Origin of the sequence: Pseudomonas granadensis (assembly GCF_900105485.1) — a bacterium.
GTDB classification, from domain to species: Bacteria; Pseudomonadota; Gammaproteobacteria; order Pseudomonadales; family Pseudomonadaceae; genus Aquipseudomonas; species Aquipseudomonas granadensis.
In genome coordinates this window covers 3,887,945-3,905,774 of sequence record NZ_LT629778.1, presented here as the reverse complement: position 1 = coordinate 3,905,774, position 17,830 = coordinate 3,887,945, and the positions used below count along the sequence as shown (strand labels likewise).

Annotated in this window: 20 protein-coding genes; 16 read left to right on the top strand and 4 right to left on the bottom strand. The window is 60.4% G+C overall.

From position 1 onward, the window contains the following. Positions 1-24: 24 nt before the first annotated feature. From BLU52_RS17225 to BLU52_RS17150, 16 genes are all read left to right on the top strand, one after another. A complete protein-coding gene (locus BLU52_RS17225; protein ID WP_090285187.1) occupies positions 25-381 on the top strand; it encodes a PilZ domain-containing protein in 357 nt (118 codons plus the stop codon). Positions 382-393: 12 nt separating this feature from the next. After that, positions 394-1,185: a TatD family hydrolase gene (locus tag BLU52_RS17220; protein WP_090285185.1), complete on the top strand. Its 792-nt coding sequence runs from the start codon at positions 394-396 to the stop codon at positions 1,183-1,185. A 350-nt stretch (positions 1,186-1,535) separates the two neighbouring features. Further along, positions 1,536-2,174 carry a TetR/AcrR family transcriptional regulator gene (locus tag BLU52_RS17215; protein ID WP_090285183.1) on the top strand — a complete coding sequence of 213 codons (639 nt, stop codon included), beginning with the start codon at positions 1,536-1,538 and terminating at the stop codon, positions 2,172-2,174. 137 nt (positions 2,175-2,311) lie between these two features. Beyond that, positions 2,312-3,280 (top strand): GTP 3',8-cyclase MoaA, encoded by a 969-nt coding sequence (locus BLU52_RS17210; RefSeq protein WP_090285181.1) that lies wholly within the window; start codon positions 2,312-2,314, stop codon positions 3,278-3,280. A gap of 166 nt (positions 3,281-3,446) precedes the next feature. Further along, entirely contained in the window at positions 3,447-4,052 is a 606-nt protein-coding gene (locus tag BLU52_RS17205) for a DUF4823 domain-containing protein (protein ID WP_090285180.1), read from the top strand. Positions 4,053-4,067: 15 nt separating this feature from the next. After that, positions 4,068-4,628, top strand: coding sequence for a DUF1285 domain-containing protein (locus tag BLU52_RS17200; RefSeq protein WP_090285178.1), 561 nt, complete (start codon positions 4,068-4,070; stop codon positions 4,626-4,628). A 193-nt stretch (positions 4,629-4,821) separates the two neighbouring features. Continuing rightward, on the top strand, positions 4,822-5,538 hold the full coding sequence (locus tag BLU52_RS17195; RefSeq protein ID WP_090285176.1) for a FadR/GntR family transcriptional regulator: 717 nt from the start codon (positions 4,822-4,824) through the stop codon (positions 5,536-5,538). A gap of 127 nt (positions 5,539-5,665) precedes the next feature. Next, positions 5,666-6,541, top strand: coding sequence for an SMP-30/gluconolactonase/LRE family protein (locus tag BLU52_RS17190; protein WP_090285173.1), 876 nt, complete (start codon positions 5,666-5,668; stop codon positions 6,539-6,541). A 269-nt stretch (positions 6,542-6,810) separates the two neighbouring features. Beyond that, a complete protein-coding gene (locus tag BLU52_RS17185; protein ID WP_090285171.1) occupies positions 6,811-7,629 on the top strand; it encodes an SDR family oxidoreductase in 819 nt (272 codons plus the stop codon). 136 nt (positions 7,630-7,765) lie between these two features. Continuing rightward, the gene (locus BLU52_RS17180; protein WP_090285169.1) at positions 7,766-8,770 is read left to right on the top strand and encodes a substrate-binding domain-containing protein; all 1,005 of its coding nucleotides are present in this window, start codon (positions 7,766-7,768) and stop codon (positions 8,768-8,770) included. A 53-nt stretch (positions 8,771-8,823) separates the two neighbouring features. Then, positions 8,824-10,371, top strand: a complete 1,548-nt coding sequence (gene araG / locus BLU52_RS17175) for an L-arabinose ABC transporter ATP-binding protein AraG (RefSeq protein ID WP_090285167.1) — start codon at positions 8,824-8,826, stop codon at positions 10,369-10,371. A gap of 12 nt (positions 10,372-10,383) precedes the next feature. After that, positions 10,384-11,352 carry an L-arabinose ABC transporter permease AraH gene (gene araH / locus BLU52_RS17170; protein ID WP_090288607.1) on the top strand — a complete coding sequence of 323 codons (969 nt, stop codon included), beginning with the start codon at positions 10,384-10,386 and terminating at the stop codon, positions 11,350-11,352. Positions 11,353-11,539: 187 nt separating this feature from the next. After that, positions 11,540-12,253 carry a GntR family transcriptional regulator gene (locus BLU52_RS17165; protein ID WP_016770970.1) on the top strand — a complete coding sequence of 238 codons (714 nt, stop codon included), beginning with the start codon at positions 11,540-11,542 and terminating at the stop codon, positions 12,251-12,253. Next, positions 12,250-13,248: an ADP-ribosylglycohydrolase family protein gene (locus BLU52_RS17160; RefSeq protein ID WP_090285165.1), complete on the top strand. Its 999-nt coding sequence runs from the start codon at positions 12,250-12,252 to the stop codon at positions 13,246-13,248. The genes BLU52_RS17165 and BLU52_RS17160 overlap by 4 nt, the downstream gene beginning before the upstream one ends. Before the next feature lie 216 nt (positions 13,249-13,464). Continuing rightward, positions 13,465-14,931, top strand: a complete 1,467-nt coding sequence (locus tag BLU52_RS17155) for a purine-cytosine permease family protein (RefSeq protein ID WP_090285163.1) — start codon at positions 13,465-13,467, stop codon at positions 14,929-14,931. Further along, positions 14,924-15,853 (top strand): PfkB family carbohydrate kinase, encoded by a 930-nt coding sequence (locus tag BLU52_RS17150; protein ID WP_090285161.1) that lies wholly within the window; start codon positions 14,924-14,926, stop codon positions 15,851-15,853. Before BLU52_RS17155 ends, BLU52_RS17150 begins: the two co-directional genes overlap by 8 nt. A gap of 107 nt (positions 15,854-15,960) precedes the next feature. Here BLU52_RS17150 and BLU52_RS17145 read toward each other — a convergent pair whose 3' ends face one another. The 4 genes from BLU52_RS17145 to BLU52_RS17130 all read right to left on the bottom strand — a co-directional run bounded on the left by BLU52_RS17145 (position 15,961) and on the right by BLU52_RS17130 (position 17,813). Then, the gene (locus BLU52_RS17145) at positions 15,961-16,341 is read right to left on the bottom strand and encodes a Rho termination factor N-terminal domain-containing protein (protein WP_090285159.1); all 381 of its coding nucleotides are present in this window, start codon (positions 16,339-16,341) and stop codon (positions 15,961-15,963) included. Positions 16,342-16,404: 63 nt separating this feature from the next. Continuing rightward, positions 16,405-16,662, bottom strand: a complete 258-nt coding sequence (locus BLU52_RS17140) for a hypothetical protein (RefSeq protein ID WP_090285157.1) — start codon at positions 16,660-16,662, stop codon at positions 16,405-16,407. A 47-nt stretch (positions 16,663-16,709) separates the two neighbouring features. Next, a complete protein-coding gene (locus BLU52_RS17135) occupies positions 16,710-17,051 on the bottom strand; it encodes a hypothetical protein (protein ID WP_090285155.1) in 342 nt (113 codons plus the stop codon). 90 nt (positions 17,052-17,141) lie between these two features. Then, positions 17,142-17,813, bottom strand: a complete 672-nt coding sequence (locus BLU52_RS17130) for an HD domain-containing protein (protein ID WP_090285153.1) — start codon at positions 17,811-17,813, stop codon at positions 17,142-17,144. Positions 17,814-17,830 lie beyond the last annotated feature (17 nt).

Genomic DNA, 17,830 nt, shown 5'->3' with positions numbered 1-17,830 from the left:
TGAACATCAGCAGTGGAGGTGAACATGCTTGAACCGATCAGCCCCGGCCCGCGCAACGGCATCCTGTCCCTGACGATCAAGGACAAATCCGTGTTGTATGCCGCCTACATGCCATTCATCAAGAACGGTGGCTTGTTCATCCCGACCAACAAGAGCTACCGGTTGGGCGACGAGGTGTTCATGCTGCTCAACCTGATGGACGAGGCGGAGAAGATCCCGGTTGCCGGCAAGGTCGCCTGGATCACTCCCAAAGGTGCGCAAGGCAATCGTGCCGCCGGTGTCGGCGTGCAGTTTAACGATGGCGACGACACCGCGCGCAGTCGCATCGAAACCCATCTGGCCGGAGCGTTGAAGTCCGACCGTCCCACCCACACGATGTAAGTTGCCGTTTTTATGCTCGTAGATTCCCATTGTCACCTTGATCGCCTTGACCTCGCCGCCCATGACGGCTCGCTGGATGCTGCGCTCGATGCAGCTCGCGGGCGCGGCGTCGGACACTTTCTGTGCATCGGCGTCAGCGCCGACAACGCCGCCGACGTCAAAGCCCTCGCCGAACGCTACAGCGATGTCGATTGCTCGGTCGGCGTGCACCCGCTCGACGTCCAGCCCGGCGCGGCGCCGGCGCTCGACTGGCTGCTGCACGAGCTCGATCACCCGAAAGTGGTGGCAATCGGCGAAACCGGTCTCGACTACCATTACGAACCGGAAGCTGCCGAGCTGCAGCAGGCGTCGTTCCGCCTGCACTTGCAAGCCGCGCAACAGACCGGCAAACCGGTGATCATTCACACCCGCGGTGCCCGAGCCGATACGCTTGAGCTGCTGCGCGAAGCGGCATTGCCCCAGGCCGGTGTGCTGCATTGTTTCACCGAAGACTGGGACATGGCCAAAGCCGCGCTGGACATGGGTTATTACATTTCCCTGTCGGGCATCGTTACCTTCCGCAATGCCGCTGCGTTGCGCGATGTCGCCAGCAAAGTGCCGGCAGATCGTCTGCTGGTGGAGACCGATTCGCCGTATCTGGCGCCGATCCCTTATCGCGGCAAGCCCAACCTGCCGCAGTATGTGCGCGAGGTGGCGGAATTTCTGGCGATGCTGCGCGGCGAGAACTACGAGCGCTTTGCCGAGCAGACCACCGAGAACTTCAAGCGTCTGTTCCCTTTGGCGAGTGTCAGATCTGCCCCGTAGCGGCTGGCCAAATCGCAGGCAAAAAAAACCCGGGTTCTGGGGGGTGAATCCGGGTTAAGACCATTAGGAGTAAAACAAAGGCACGCGGTCCGTTGGTACCTTTACCGGCGCGACACTTGGGGGAGATGTCGCCCGACAGTTCAAGTATTGATCAGTCTGGCGTGCAGTCCAGTAAGCCGGTCGGGGTTTTTAAACAAATTTGGAATACGTTTGCTTCAGTTGAGTTCTCATTGCCCCTGAAACGTTCGCAAAATGAACGGTAAACACAGATATGGTCGATGATCCGTGCATTTTTGCGCAATTTAGGCATAATACGCGGCTTCGTATTTTGACCCTTCAGACCTTTTCTTATGCACAAAGAACCTCGTAAGGTCCGTGAATTTCGTCGCCGCGAGCAGGAAATTCTCGATACCGCGCTCAAGCTGTTCCTCGAACAAGGTGAAGACAGTGTCACCGTCGAGATGATTGCGGATGCCGTGGGTATCGGCAAAGGCACGATCTACAAGCACTTCAAATCCAAGGCGGAAATTTATCTGCGCCTGATGCTCGATTACGAGCGCGATTTGAACGAGCTGCTGCATTCGGCTGATGTCGACAAGGACAAGGAAGCGCTGTCGCGCGCCTACTTCGAATTCCGCATGCGTGACCCGCAGCGCTATCGCCTGTTCGACCGTCTCGAAGAGAAGGTCGTCAAAGGCAATCAGGTCCCGGAAATGGTCGAGGAGCTGCACAAGATCCGTGCCTCGAACTTCGAACGCCTGACCCTCCTGATCAAGGGTCGCATCAGCGAAGGCAAGCTTGAAGACGTGCCGCCGTACTTCCATTACTGCGCGGCCTGGGCGCTGGTGCACGGCGCAGTCGCGCTGTACCACTCGCCCTTTTGGAGCAATGTGCTGGAAGATCAGGAAGGCTTCTTCCAGTTCCTGATGGACATCGGCGTGCGCATGGGCAACAAGCGCAAGCGCGACCCGGAAACGCCGAGCAGCTGAGCCATTCAGCCGGCTTATTGCGCCATGATTTTGCTACAGGTCGCAATACCGCAGGAATATACTCAGGCATAGGGCTTGCTAAAACTTGAGTTCTAAGTCAAGTTTTAGCCGCTCGATTTTCCATCGCCGGAGTGATCATGATCGTTGACCGTCAAGGCAGGCGCTTTCGCAATTTGCGTATCAGCCTGACTTCCGCCTGCAATTACGCCTGTACCTACTGCGTGCCCAACGGCAAGCGGCTGGTGGCGGCGCAGGATGAGCTGTCGGCCGAAGCCATGGCCCGCGGCGTGGCCTATCTGATCGAAGCGGCGGGCATTGAGCGCTTGCGCATCACCGGCGGCGAGCCGCTGGTCAGTCCCAAACTCGAATCGTTCATGAGCGCCGTCGGCAAGATGGGCCTGGACGACATCAGCCTGACCACCAATGGCCAGCTCCTGACGAAAAAACTCCCCTTGCTCATTGATGCCGGCCTGCGCCGCATTAACGTCTCCCTCGATACCCTCGACCCGGCAGCGTTTCGCAGTATCGCCCGTGGTGGTGATCTGGCCAGCGTACTCGATGGCATGCAACAGGCCGCCGCGGCGGGCATGAAGATCAAGGTCAACATGGTGCCGTTGCGCGGGCAGAACCTTGATCAGGTGATGCCGCTGCTTGATTACTGCCTGGAACGTGGATTCGAGTTGCGTTTCATCGAGCTGATGCGCATGGGCCATCTGGCCAAGGACTCCAATGCGTTCCTGCAGCAGTTTGTCAGTCTCGAGCAACTGCTCAGCCTGATCGGCGAGCGCTACGAATATGCGCAGACCGACGCGCCGATCGATGCCACCGCCGTTCGTTATGCGATTCCCGGTCTGGGTAACTTCGGCGTGATCGCCAATGAAAGCGTGCCGTTCTGCCGGACCTGCTCGCGCCTGCGCCTGTCTTCGACGGGTTGGCTGCATGGCTGCCTGTCGTCGAGCAATCGCCACTATGTCGGTGATCTGCTCGACAAGCCGCGCCATGAGGCACTGCCTGCGTTGCAGCGCTTGCTGATCAAGGCGTTGGGGGACAAGCAGGAGGTGGCATTTTCCGGTGGTGCAACGGTCATGAAGATTATCGGCGGCTGACTGTCCTCATCGCCAGCAGGCTGGCTCCCACAGTGTTTTGCGCAATCCTGTGGGAGCCAGCCTGCTGGCGATGCGATCTACAAGTCAGCAATTTCCAGAGCTGGCGCAAAAGCTGCATTCAACGGCCATTCGCCGGTTTTCCGTCACCGGCCTTTGGAGGAATAGGATGCGTAGCTTGGTTTTGCTGCTGGCCGTTTTGGCGCTTGGCGGCTGTATGACTGTCAGCGATATGGCCGAAGGCACTCGCTACCAGATGAGCGATGCCGGTTTGCTGGACCACAGCGACAGCCGTCGCGTGAACAATTTCCGCATTCAGCCGGACTCGTTCATCTACATCGCTCAGGGCGCTTTTGCACCGCCGGGCGGTTCCTATCCGCGGCCTAACGTGGTCGCCGAAGAAGCCTTCAAAGGGTTCGTCGAATACTTTCCGATGGTCCGCCGCGCCCGCGCTCCCGAAGGCCTTGACCAAGCCATGGGCGAAGCTCGCGATGCCGGCGCGCATTACTTGCTGTACACGCGTTTCGCCAAGGCTGACGACCGTATCGGCAACTCCGATGAATGGCTCGATCAGGAAGCGGTCGACCGCCTCGGTATCGACGGCGGGGTGATTCAGATCATGTTGATCGAGACCAGCACCCAGTATTTGATTGATACTGCACGCATAAAAAGTCGTGGCGGTTTACTGACGTTCCACGACAACAAGCCTGAAGACCTGATCGGCCCGCCACTGGCGCAATACGCACGCAGTCTGCTGGGGATCGGCAACCAATAACCGAAGGAGGACGCCATGAGTGGACCGCAAAAAGCCAATGACCTGTTGGGACAGATCCCCAAAACCAAAGGCCTGCCACCGGTGCACTTGTGGAACCCGGACTTCTGCGGCGACATCGACATGCGCATCGCCCGCGACGGCACCTGGTATTACCTGGGTACGCCGATCGGGCGCAAGCCGATGGTCAAGCTGTTCTCGACGATCATCCGCCGCGACGGCGACGATTATTTCCTGATCACACCGGTCGAGAAGGTCGGCATCAAGGTCGACGACGCGCCGTTCGTGGCAATCGCCGTTGAGGTGCAAGGCGAGGGCGAAGCGCAGGTGCTGCGCTTCACCACCAACGTCGATGAAACCACCGAGGCCGGGCCCGAGCATCCGCTGCGTGTCGAGATTGATCCGACGACACAGGAACCCGCGCCTTATGTGCATGTGCGCACTAATCTTGAAGCGCTGATCCACCGCAACGTGTTCTACGAGTTGGTCGAGTTGGCCGTCAGCCGCGAAATCGATGGCCAGCGCTGGCTGGGCGTGTGGAGCGGCGGCGAGTTCTTCCGAATCGGTCTCGAACCTTAAAACCCGTACCCCTTGCAGGAGTGAGCCTGCTCGCGATAGCGGTGAGACAGTCGACAGCGCGTTGACTGATACACCGCTATCGCGAGCAGGCTCACTCCTACATGGGTTTTGTATTCCAGCTGAAAAATCTCGTTGACTGTTATTCGTATGATGATTAGCGTAAGCACCCATCGCGAACCGCTTTGAGGTGTTCATGTCCAGCAGCTTTCATGCGTCGACCGTTGACTGGCTGGGCAGCTGGATCGCCGCGGGCCAGGTGCGACCGGGGCAGACCATCAAGGTCGAGGCGGATCTGGGCGAACAGCTCGGGGTCAGCCGCACGGTGATTCGCGAAGCGATCAAAACCCTCGTCGCCAAAGGCATGCTTGAAGTCGGGCCGAAAGTCGGCACGCGAGTCTTGCCGGTGCGGCGCTGGAACCTGTTCGACCCGCAAGTAGTCGGCTGGCTGTCGCGCAACGGTTTGCCGGAAAACTTCGTCGACGACCTGCTCGATCTGCGCCGCACCATCGAACCGATGGCGGTGCGCTGGGCCTGTGAACGCGCAACCCCGGAACAGATCGAAGCAGTGAAACTGGCCTATCACGCGCTCGAACGCGCAGTCGACAGCGGCATCGATTACAACCGCGCCGATCAGGCTTTTCACGAATGCATTCTCGCCGCCAGCCACAATCAATTTATCGAACAGATGGTCCCGGCCCTCGGCGCGTTGCTCGCGGTATCGTTCGAAGTGTCTGCTGCCGACCCGGATGAACTGCGCCGCACATTGCCGATCCACAAGGACATGGCCGACGCCATCGCCGCCCGCGATTCAACGCGCGGGGTGTGGGCCTGTATGACTCTGATCGATAACGCAGATCTGGCGATAAAACGTTTTTACCCGAAAGTCATGGCTGATAAAAAAGCCAGCTGAGCACAAAGATCCCTGTAGGAGTGAGCCTGCTCGCGATGAGGCCAGTCAGTTGATATCAACGTCACTGATACACCGCGATCGCGAGCAGGCTCACTCCTACAGAAAACAACAATAATGGAGCCTTTAAATGCAGTGGACCGCCCTGACCGAACACCGCGCCCAGCTCGGTGAAGGTCCTTTCTGGGACGCGCCGACCCAGGCGCTGTACTGGGTCGATATCGCCGGTAAACAGGCGCTGCGTCTGATTGGCCAGAACGTGCAGATCTGGCAGATGCCCGAGCATGTGTCCGCTTTCATTCCGTGCAACAACGGGGATGCGCTGGTGACCCTGAGCAGCGGCGTCTATCGCCTCGATCTCGATTCGCCCGGCCTCGAACCGCGGCTGACGCTGTTCTGCGTCGCCGACCCGCAACCCGGCAACCGGCCCAACGAGGCGCGCTGCGATGCACAGGGCCGGTTATGGCTTGGCACCATGCAGAACAACATCGGCGAGCAGGGTGAAGACCTGCCGATTGTGCGCCGCTCCGGGGGGTTGTTCCGGGTCGATCCGGATCAACGCGTGACGCCGTTGCTGCTCAATCTGGGCATACCCAATACCCTGCTGTGGAGCGACGACGGCACGAAACTGCTGTTCGGCGACAGCCTCTTCAGCGCGCTCAATCAGTATTTCATCCGCACCGACGGCAGTCTCGACGATGCGCAGGTTTTTTATAAATCCGATCAGCACGGCGGCCCGGACGGCTCGGCGATGGACGCTGAAGGTTACATATGGAATGCGCGCTGGGACGGCAGCTGTCTTCTGCGTCTGACGCCCGAAGGTGCGGTCGATCGCAAGATCGATTTGCCGATCAGCCGTCCGACCAGTTGCGTATTCGGCGGTGCGGACCTGAAAACTCTGTACATCACCAGTGCCAAGAGCCCGCAAAACCAACCGCTGGACGGCGCGGTGCTGTCGATGCGTGTCGATGTTGCAGGAAAGCTCTGTACGCGTTTTGCCGGTTAGATCTCATAATATGGGATGCGAAATTATATATTGAGATTATTTGGCGGTCGGGTTTATAGTCGGCTCCAGCAGTAACACGCACTCACACTTAAAAAGAACAAAACAGGTGAAGTGATGCAGCGAATATCCATCGCACTCCAGCGCGGAGTCCGTTTCTCGCCACGGCTTGAAGTCGTGGCGCGTACTTGCCTGTTCAATTCTTCAAGTCTTGCAAAGCGGACATCGGTCGATGCCCGGTTTTCTTGCGCCTGCGAAAAAGGGGTCTGACCGTGGCTGAAGCGCTAACTCTGCCGCCGGTGCCCGCGCCACCTCAAGGAGAACGTCTGCGCGGCAAAGTCGTGTTGCTGACCGGCGCCGCCCAAGGCATCGGTGAAGCCATCGTCGCTGCGTTCGCCTGCCAACAGGCAAAACTGCTGATCAGCGACATCCAGGCGGAAAAAGTCGAAAACGTCGCCGCGCACTGGCGCGCCCAGGGTCACGACGTGCAAGCCATGCAGGCCGATGTTTCGCGTCAGGCCGATCTCAACGCCATGGCCAAACGCGCCGTTGAACTGCACGGGCGTATTGATGTGCTGGTCAACTGCGCTGGGGTCAATGTGTTCCGCGATCCGCTGTTGATGACCGAGGACGACTGGCGGCGTTGCTTCGCCATCGATCTGGACGGCGCCTGGTACGGCTGCAAAGCGGTACTGCCGCAGATGCTCGAACAAGGCGTGGGCAGCATCATCAATATCGCCTCGACCCATTCCAGCCACATCATTCCCGGCTGCTTCCCGTATCCCGTAGCCAAACACGGTTTGCTCGGCCTGACCCGCGCGCTGGGCATCGAATACGCGCCCAAAGGCATTCGGGTCAACGCCATCGCCCCGGGCTACATCGAAACGCAACTGAACGTCGACTACTGGAACGGTTTCGCCGACCCGCACGCCGAGCGCCAACGCGCGTTCGACCTGCACCCGCCGAAACGCATCGGCCAGCCGTTGGAAGTGGCGATGACGGCGGTGTTTCTCGCCAGCGACGAAGCGCCGTTTATCAACGCTTCGTGTATCACCATCGATGGTGGGCGCTCGGTGATGTACCACGACTGAACAAACGGATTCGCAGCGCTGAACTACGCTTGCAATCCAATCATCATACGATATGACTATTTTCAACACGCTCCACTGAGAACACGCTTCAACGCTTTTCAAACCTTGCTCAAAAAAAATAACAAGGAGTCATCTGATGAAACGTCGATTCGGGATTCGTACCCTGTGCAGCACTGCCCTGGCGGTCACTGCGTTCAGCCTGAGCGGTGCGCTGCTCGCTGCCGACGCGGTGAAGATCGGTTTTCTGGTCAAGCAGGCCGAAGAACCGTGGTTCCAGACCGAGTGGGCCTTCGCCGAGAAAGCCGCCAAGGACAAAGGCTTTGAACTGATCAAGATCGCCGTACCCGATGGCGAGAAAACCCTCTCGGCCATCGACAGCCTCGCCGCCAACGGCGCCAAGGGCTTCGTGATCTGCCCGCCGGACGTGTCCCTCGGCCCGGCGATCATGGCCAAAGCTAAAATCAACGACCTCAAGGTAATCGCCGTCGACGACCGTTTCGTCGACGCCAACGGCAAATTCATGGAAGACGTGCCGTACCTCGGTATGGCTGCGTTCGAAGTCGGCCAGAAGCAGGGCGCCGCCATGGCCGCTGAAGCCAAGAAGCGTAACTGGGACTGGAAAGACACCTACGCGGTGGTCAACACCTACAACGAACTCGATACCGGCAAGAAGCGCACCGACGGTTCGGTCGATGCCCTGAAGAAGGCTGGGATGCCGGAAGATCACATCCTCTTCGCCGCCCTGAAAACCCTCGACGTACCGGGCAGCATGGACGCCACCAACTCGGCGCTGGTCAAGCTGCCAAGCGCGGCGAAAAACCTGATCATCGGCGGCATGAACGACAACACCGTACTCGGCGGCGTGCGCGCCACTGAAGCGGCCGGTTTCGCCGCGACCAACGTCATTGGCATCGGCATCAACGGCACCGACGCCATCGGCGAATTGAAAAAGCCCAACAGCGGCTTCTTCGGTTCGATGCTGCCGAGCCCGCACATCGAAGGCTACAAGACCGCCGAGATGATGTACGAGTGGATCACCGCCGGCAAAGAGCCACCGAAGTACACCGCCATGGATGACGTCACCCTGATCACCCGCGAAAACTTCAAGCAAGAGCTGGAAAAAATCGGCCTGTGGAACTGACGCAGCGACGGCCCGGGTAGCCGGGCCGTTTATCGGTGTGAAGAGGTGGCTTTATGCACGCGCAAGTACAGACACAAGAACAACACAGCGCCAGCGGCAGCCTGCGTTTCAACGGGATCGGCAAAACCTTTCCCGGCGTGAAGGCGCTGGACGGCATCAGTTTCGTCGCTCACCCCGGCCAGGTTCATGCGCTGATGGGCGAGAACGGCGCTGGCAAATCGACCCTGCTGAAAATCCTCGGTGGCGCTTACATCCCGAGCAGCGGCGAGCTGCAGATCGGCGAGCAGACCATGGCGTTCAAATCGACCGCCGACAGCATTGGCAGCGGTGTCGCGGTGATTCACCAGGAACTGCATCTGGTCCCGGAAATGACCGTCGCCGAGAACCTGTTTCTCGGGCATTTACCGGCCAGTTTCGGTTTGATCAATCGCGGTGAACTGCGTCAGAAAGCCTTGAATTGCCTCAAAGGCCTGGCCGATGAAATCGACCCGCAGACCAAGGTCGGGCGCCTGTCGCTCGGCCAGCGCCAGTTGGTGGAAATCGCCAAAGCCTTGTCGCGCGGTGCGCATGTGATTGCCTTCGACGAACCGACCAGCAGCCTTTCGGCGCGGGAAATCGACCGTTTGATGGCGATCATCGGCCGCCTGCGCGACGAGGGCAAAGTGGTGCTCTACGTGTCCCATCGCATGGAAGAAGTGTTCCGTATCTGCGACGCCGTTACGGTGTTCAAGGACGGTCGCTACGTGCGCACCTTCGATGACATGAGCCAGCTGACCCACGATCAACTGGTGACCTGCATGGTCGGTCGTGACATTCAGGACATCTACGATTACCGCCATCGCCCGCGCGGCGCCGTGGCGTTGAGAGTCGACGGTTTGCTCGGCCCGGGCCTGCGCGAGCCGATCAGTTTCGAAGCGCACAAAGGCGAAATCCTCGGCCTGTTCGGGCTGGTCGGGGCAGGGCGCACCGAGCTGTTTCGGCTGCTCAGTGGCCTGGAGCGCAACACCGCTGGACGTCTGGAATTGCGCGGGCACGAACTGAAGCTGCGCTCGCCGCGCGACGCGATTGCCGCCGGCATTCTGCTGTGCCCGGAGGACCGCAAGAAGGAAGGCATTATTCCGCTGGCGAGCGTCGCCGAGAACATCAACATCAGTGCCCGTGGCGCGCATTCGAGCCTCGGCTGCCTGATTCGCGGGCTGTGGGAGAAGGGCAACGCCGACAAGCAGATCAAGGCGTTGAAAGTGAAAACGCCGCATGCCGGCCAGCAGATCAAATTCCTCTCTGGTGGCAATCAGCAGAAGGCCATTCTCGGTCGCTGGCTGTCGATGCCGATGAAAGTCCTGCTGCTCGACGAACCGACCCGCGGCATCGACATCGGTGCCAAAGCGGAGATTTACCAGATCATCCATAACCTCGCCGCCGACGGTATTTCGGTGATCGTGGTGTCCAGCGACCTGATGGAAGTGATGGGGATTTCCGACCGCATTCTGGTGCTGTGCGAAGGCGCCCTGCGCGGTGAAGTCAACCGCGACCAGGCCAATGAATCCAACCTGCTGCAACTGGCTTTGCCGCGCCACCGCGCTGACGGCGTGGCGAACTGAGAGGTGACTATGATGACAACCCAAAACGAAACCCTGCCGACCGAGCGCAAACCGCTGGACATGCGTCGCTTCCTCGACGACTGGGTCATGCTGCTGGCGGCGATCGGCATCTTCATTGCCTGTACGCTGCTGATCGACAACTTCCTCTCGCCGCTGAACATGCGCGGTCTCGGGCTGGCGATTTCCACCACCGGCATTGCCGCGTGCACCATGTTGTATTGCCTGGCGTCAGGGCATTTCGACCTGTCGGTCGGCTCGGTGATTGCCTGCGCCGGTGTGGTCGCGGCGGTGGTGATGCGTGACACCAACAGTGTGTTTCTCGGCGTCAGCGCGGCGCTGGCGATGGGCCTGATCGTTGGCCTGCTCAACGGCATCGTGATCGCCAAATTGCGTGTCAACGCGTTGATCACCACGCTGGCGACCATGCAGATCGTCCGTGGTCTGGCCTACATTTTTGCCAACGGCAAAGCGGTGGGCGTGTCGCAGGAATCGTTCTTCGTCTTCGGTAACGGCCAGTTGTTCGGCGTGCCGGTGCCGATCCTGATCACCATTGTCTGCTTCCTGTTCTTCGGCTGGCTGCTGAACTACACCACCTACGGGCGCAACACCATGGCCATCGGTGGCAACCAGGAAGCGGCGCTGCTGGCGGGCGTCAACGTTGACCGGACCAAGATCATCATCTTCGCCGTGCACGGTTTGATCGGTGCGCTCGCCGGGGTGATTCTGGCGTCGCGGATGACTTCCGGGCAGCCGATGATCGGCCAGGGATTCGAGCTGACAGTGATCTCGGCCTGCGTGCTGGGCGGCGTGTCGCTGAGCGGCGGCATCGGCATGATCCGCCATGTGATTGCCGGGGTGCTGATTCTGGCGATCATCGAGAATGCGATGAACCTGAAGAACATCGACACGTTTTATCAGTATGTAATTCGTGGTTCGATTCTGTTGCTGGCCGTCGTCATCGACCGCCTGAAACAACGCTGACACCACCTCAACCCTGTAGGAGTGAGCCTGCTCGCGATAGCGTCCTTTCAGACACATTGAAGCTTAATGTGCTGACGTCATCGCGAGCAGGCTCACTCCTACAGTGATCGCGTAAACCCTTTTCCTTCGGTCACCTCCCGCAAATATCCCTTGCCCGCCACGCCCCGTTTCGGTTATCAATTTGTACATGATTAGACAGGTACGGTTCGACAAGAAACAACGGGTGGTCGACGAGCTCGTCCGGCGCATCGAAAGCGGCCTCATGGAGGACGGCTTTCTGTTGCCCGGCGAGCATCAGTTGGCTCAGGAATTCCAGGTCAGCCGCGGCACGCTGCGTGAGGCGCTGGCCGAGCTGAAGCGGCGCAATTACATCGCGACGCAAAGCGGTGTCGGCTCCATCGTCACCTTCGACGGTGTTGCCCTCGACCAGCGCAGCGGCTGGGCCCAGGCGCTGGCCGACAGCGGGGCGCTGATCAACACTGAGGTGCTGCGCCTTGAAGCCGTGACCCGGCCCGATCTGCTGGTGCGTTTCGGCACTGACCAATTCATCACTCTCGACCGTCGTCGGCGCGCTACCGACGGTACCCTGGTGTCCCTCGAACGCTCATTGATGCCGGCCAATGGCGGCCTGGAAAGCCTGCCGCGCGTAGGCCTGATCGACAACTCGCTGACCATCACCCTGGCCGCGTATGGCTATATCGGCGAGCGCGGCGATCAATGGATCGGCGCCGAACCGCTGAATGCCGAAGATGCCGAACTGCTCGGTCGCCCGGTCGGCACAGTCTTCCTCAAAGCCCTGCGCACCACTTACGACCGCCAGAACCGCTTCATGGAGCAGGTCGAAAGCCTGCTCGACCCGGTGCATTTTCGTCTGCACCTGCAATTCGGAGAATCGAAATGACCGCGCTCAATCGTGCCCTCGGCGCTTTTTATGGTCTGGCCCTCGGTGATGCGCTGGGCATGCCGACGCAATCGCTCAATCGCGAAACGATCAAGGCGCGTTTCGGCCAGATCACCGATCTGCAGGACGCCGGGCCCCTACAACCCATCGCTGCAAACATGCCCAAAGGCTCGATTACCGACGACACCGAACAGGCGATTCTGGTCGGTGAATTGTTGATCGAGGGCAAGGGCCACATCGAGCCGGCGATTCTCGCGCAACGCCTGATCGAGTGGGAAGCCGAGATGCAGGCCAAGGGCTCGCAGGACTTGCTCGGCCCCTCGACCAAACGCGCGATTGAAATGATTCTCGCCGGCCATTCGCCGGAAGAGGCCGGGCGCTACGGCACCACCAACGGCGCGGCGATGCGCATCACCCCGGTCGGGATCGCCGCCGATGTAGCTGATCGCGAACGGTTTATCGCGGCCGTGGTGCAGGCCTGCCAGGTCACCCACAACACCACGCTGGGAATTTCCAGCGCGGCGGCGGTGGCGGCGGTGGTGTCTGCTGGCGTCAATGGTCTGGATCTGGGCGAGGCGTTGAACCTTGGTCAGCAAATCGCCCAGCAGGCAGAAACCCACGGGCATTGGGTCGCCGGTGGTCGTATCGGCTCGCGGATCAGTTGGGCGCGCAGCATCAGCGTCGACAGCGACAAGTCGCTGCTGGCGGATCTGCTCTACGACGTGATTGGGACTTCGGTGGCGTCGCAGGAATCGGTGGTGGTCTCCTTCGCTTTGGCGCAGCAGGTGGCCATCGGCGAGATGAGCCCGTTCGAGGCGCTGTGCATGGCGGCCAGCCTCGGTGGCGACACGGATACCATCGCGGCCATTCTCGGCGCGATGCTTGGCGCCTGCCTGGGGCTTGAGTGTTGGCCTGCGCAGATGATCGATACGGTGAAGGCTGTTAATCAGCTGGAGCTTGAGCCGTTGGTGCAGGGGCTGATGGCCTTGCGTTGATTGGGCGCCATCGCTGGCAAGCCAGCTCCCACAGGGAAAGTGCACATCTCAAGGTTCACTCCGTACCTGTGGGAGCTGGCTTGCCAGCGATAGGCGCACCAGAATTTTTGAATCATTCACCCGCAATGGATCGCTCAGACAGGCCTCGGAAGGCCGATTGTCTTGTCGTTTTGCATCATTGCCACAACCACAAAAAAGGCAAACAGGAGCACGTTCATGAGTTCATCGACCGCCGGGCAGAGCGCCGGGCAACTGGAAACCCGCGGCATCGAGCCGGTGCCGGAAGCCGAGTGCAACGGCCATCCGCTGCAATTGTTCTGGGTCTGGTTCGCCGCCAATATTTCTATTCTCGGCCTGCCCTTGGGCGCCACGCTGGTGGCGTTTCGCGGGCTGGCGATCTGGCAGGCGATCATCGTCGCAATCCTCGGCGCCGCCGGTTCGTTTGCGGTGGTCGGGATCATTTCGATTGCCGGGCGACGTGGCCGCGCGCCCAGTCTGACCCTGTCACGAGCGATCTTCGGCGTACGCGGTAATATCGGCCCGACGCTGGTGTCGCTGATGTCGCGTCTGGGCTGGGAAACGGTCAACACCACTACCGCGGCGTTCGTGCTGTTGTCGCTGTGTTCGATCCTGTTCGGCTCGCCGGTCGAAGCGAAAAGTGCGCCGCTGCTGACGCTGATCTTCATCGCAATTTTCGTCCTCCTGACCCTGGCGGTGTCCGGCCTGGGTCATGCGACGTTGCTGGTCATTCAGAAGTGGGCGACTTACGTGTTCGGCGCGCTGAACATCCTGGTCGGCGGCTTCCTCTGCGCGACCATTGACTGGAGCGCCGTGTTCAACGCAACGCCGGCGCCGCTGAGCGCGATGATCATCGGCATCGGCACCATGGCCGCCGGCACCGGGATCGGTTGGGCCAACGCTGGCGCGGACATGTCACGCTATCAGCACCGCAGCGTCAAAGCCGTGCGCCTGGTCGCTTCTGCTGCGTTCGGTGCGGGTATTCCGCTGGTGCTGCTGATCACCCTCGGCGGCTTGCTGTCGGTGGGCAACAACGATCTGGCATCGGCGACTGACCCGATCGTGGCAATCCGCGACATGCTGCCGACGTGGATGGCGGTGCCGTACCTGATCACGGCGTTCGGCGGTCTGCTGCTGTCGAACAACCTGTCGGTGTACTCCGCCGGCCTGACCACGCTGACCCTCGGCCTCAAGGTCAAACGTGTTTACGCGGTGGTAGTGGATATCGTCGCGATCTTCGCCGGTTCGATTTATTTCATGCTGATCGCCGACAGCTTCTACGGCCCATTCATTACCTTCATTTCCCTGCTGGCGGTGCCGATCACGGCCTGGGTCGGGATCTTCGTGGTCGATCTGATTCATCGTCATTACTACAGCCCCAAAGATCTGCTCGACGTCAGCCCGAGCAGCGCCTACTGGTACCACGGCGGTATCGAATGGCGCGCGTTTGGTGCCTGGGCGCTTGCCATCGTGTTGGGTTTCAGCTTCACCACCATCGGCACCACCGCTGAGAACGTCTGGTTCAAAGGTTTCCTGTCCGACTCGTGGCTGGGCCATAACGGCCTCGGCTGGATCGTGACCTTCGTCGTTGCCGGCGGCCTTTACCTTGTATTGGGCGGGGCCAAAGATCGCCGCGCCGCGCAACCCGAGAATGCTCATGCCTAAGATGTTGCACACCGGCCAGGTCATCATCGACCTGGTCATGGCTGTGGAAAAACTCCCGCAGGTCGGCGGCGACGTGTTGGCGCAGTCGGCGGGATTCGAAGCGGGCGGCGGGTTCAACGTGATGGCGGCAGCGGTGCGCAACGGCCTGCCGGTGGTTTATCTGGGGCGTCACGGCACGGGACGTTTCGGCGATCTGGCGCGGCAGGCGATGCAGGCTGAAGGCATCTGCATCGGTATTGCTGAACCTGCTGAACGCGACACCGGTTTGTGCGTGGCGCTGACCGATGCCTCCGCCGAACGCAGTTTCATTTCCTATATCGGTGCCGAAGGCGAGGTGACCGCCGAGGACCTGAACAGCGTTGCCGCCGAGGCGGGCGATTTTGTGTACCTCAGCGGTTACAGCCTGCTTCACCCAGGCAAGGCGCACGCGTTGCTCGACTGGACGCTGGCCTTGCCGAAGGACATCAACGTGGTGTTTGATCCGGGCCCGCTGGTGGAGTCGCCGGACTCGCCACTGATGCAGGCGTTGCTGCCGCGCATTGATGTGTGGACCAGCAACAGTGTCGAGGCATTGCGTTTTACAGGTGCTGACGACATAGCCCAGGCGTTGGATCGGTTGGTCGAACATCTGCCGGATTCGGTTTTGATGGTCGTGCGTGACGGACCGCAGGGTTGCTGGATTCAGCACGCCGGGGAGCGCCGGCATGTGCCGGGATTTGCCGTGAAAGCCGTGGACAGCAACGGCGCTGGCGATGCGCATGCGGGGGTGTTTATCGCCGGGTTGGCGCGAGGATTGAATGCCCAGGAAGCAGCACGGCGGGCGAACGCGGCGGCAGCCTTGGCGGTGACCCATTGGGGGCCGGCGACCTCGCCGGCGGCGGCTGAAGTGGACGCGTTTATTCGTGAATGCTGCGGCGGCTGACCTACCGCTATCGCCAGCAGGCTGGCTCCCACACTGGATTTGTGGTCCACACAAAACCCCTGTGGGATCTAGCCTGCTAGCGATAGGGGCAGCAGCCTCACCGCAATTCAGCCAGCCTTGCGCAATGCCTCGATCAATTCTTGCTTGCGCATCGACGAGCGTCCCGGAATATTCTTCGCCCGGGCCTCTTTCATCAAACTGTCGACGGTCTGCGCATCCTTCGAAGTCTCGCTATTACGCGAATGCCCCTTGCGACTGGCCACTGCTCGGCGCGATGACTCTTTGCGATCTTCCGACTTGGCGCTCGCCGGTTTTTTGCGCCCGGAGCCGCCGGACTTTTCACCGCCACCCGATTGCTTGTTCACGGTCGCCCAGGCGCGGGCTTCGGCTTCATCTTTCGACACGCCCTTTTTCTCATAGCTGTCTTCGATGTGCTCGGCCTTGCGCTTCTGTTCACTGGTGTATTTGTCTTTGCTTCCACGAGGCATGGGATTTCTCCTCTTGTGTGCAGATACAGCCGCTCGCCGCACCGGCAGCGAGCGACTTCGCAATTACAGCTGATCGAGTTTGCGTGCAGCTTCAACGCCGGCAGCGCTGAGCTTGATCGGCAGGTTCAACTCATGCTCGCCCGCTTCGCTGCAGGTCACATGACCGTGATGAATCAAGCCGCGCTCCTGCAGGGCGGCGAGGGCGCTGGCCACGACTTTCTCGCCCCGGTAATTGTCCAGCACTTCCTTGCCCAAGCCGTTGGGATGCGCGTGCAACAGGCGGGTGAGGACTTCTTTTTCCAAGTCTTTGTCGACGTTCATGGTTACCTCTTCATGGGAGTGAATAGGGCGCTCGCGTCGGCGAACTGCTACTGACCGGCACCTTCGGAACCCGAGCCACCGGTGGTGGTTTTCGAGCCGACGCCGGGGCCGGCATTATCGGGCGCAGCCGGAGAATCAGGCGTGTTCATGCCGCCCTGACGCCCCGGATCGCTGCCCTGCGTGCGCGGGTCGGTGCCGGTTGCCGGTGGCTGATTGATCAACGGCACGCCGGAGCCATCGGTATTCATGCCGGGAGCACTGTTGATGGCGGGGGCGCGAGGCGGGGTCGGATCGGTAGGGCCAGTGCCCGCTGCCGTGGACGAGGCGGCGAATACCGCGGGGCAAAGCAGGGCGCTGAAGACTAAAGCGGTCAACCTTGACGGGATCATAGGGCTTCTCCAGTGATTGGAATCCTTACCCTTGATTGGTCCGCCGTACGTCGGGATTGGTGCCTGAGGATCGACGAACGGTTTATTCCGTCATGGTGTGTTTGCCACTGAGTCGATGCCGATTTCTTCCATGAACTGCTCCATGAAACCCTTCAAACGCTGATGGCGAATCTGCGCCAGGCGCTGGCCGGTGGTGGTCTGGAAACCCTCGGCGAGGTGCAGCAGTTTGGTCTGGAAATGGTCGAGGCAAAAGCGTGTGTCGTCGTAGTCGCGGTGTTGCGCCTCGGGGTCTTGCGGATCGTAAAGTGCCGCACCCATGCGCCCGGCGACATAAAACGTCCGCGCAACGCCGAGCATGCCCAGCGAGTCGAGACGGTCGGCGTCCTGGACGATTTTCGCTTCGAGGGTCAACGGGGTGATGTCGGCGGAGAAGCTGTGGGCTTCGATGGCGTGGGCGACCTGAGTGATTTTTTCGCTGGGCCAGTTCATCGCTTCCAGGACAGATGAAGCCTTGTCCGCTGCCAGACGCGAAGCCTGAGCGCGCAGCGGCGAGTTTTTCTCGACGGATACGCAATCGTGCAGCAGCACTGCGGCGAGCAAGACATCGAGCTCACCGCCTTCCGTTTCATGCAGCCTGCGTGCGTTGTGCCAGACCCGCTTCAGGTGGGCGAGGTCGTGCGCGCCGTCGTCTGAGGGCTGTAGAGCATGAGGAAGCAACGCTGAGGCCAGTGCCCGCATGGGCGTGAAATATTCAACGGTCATAAACATCCTTTCAGATT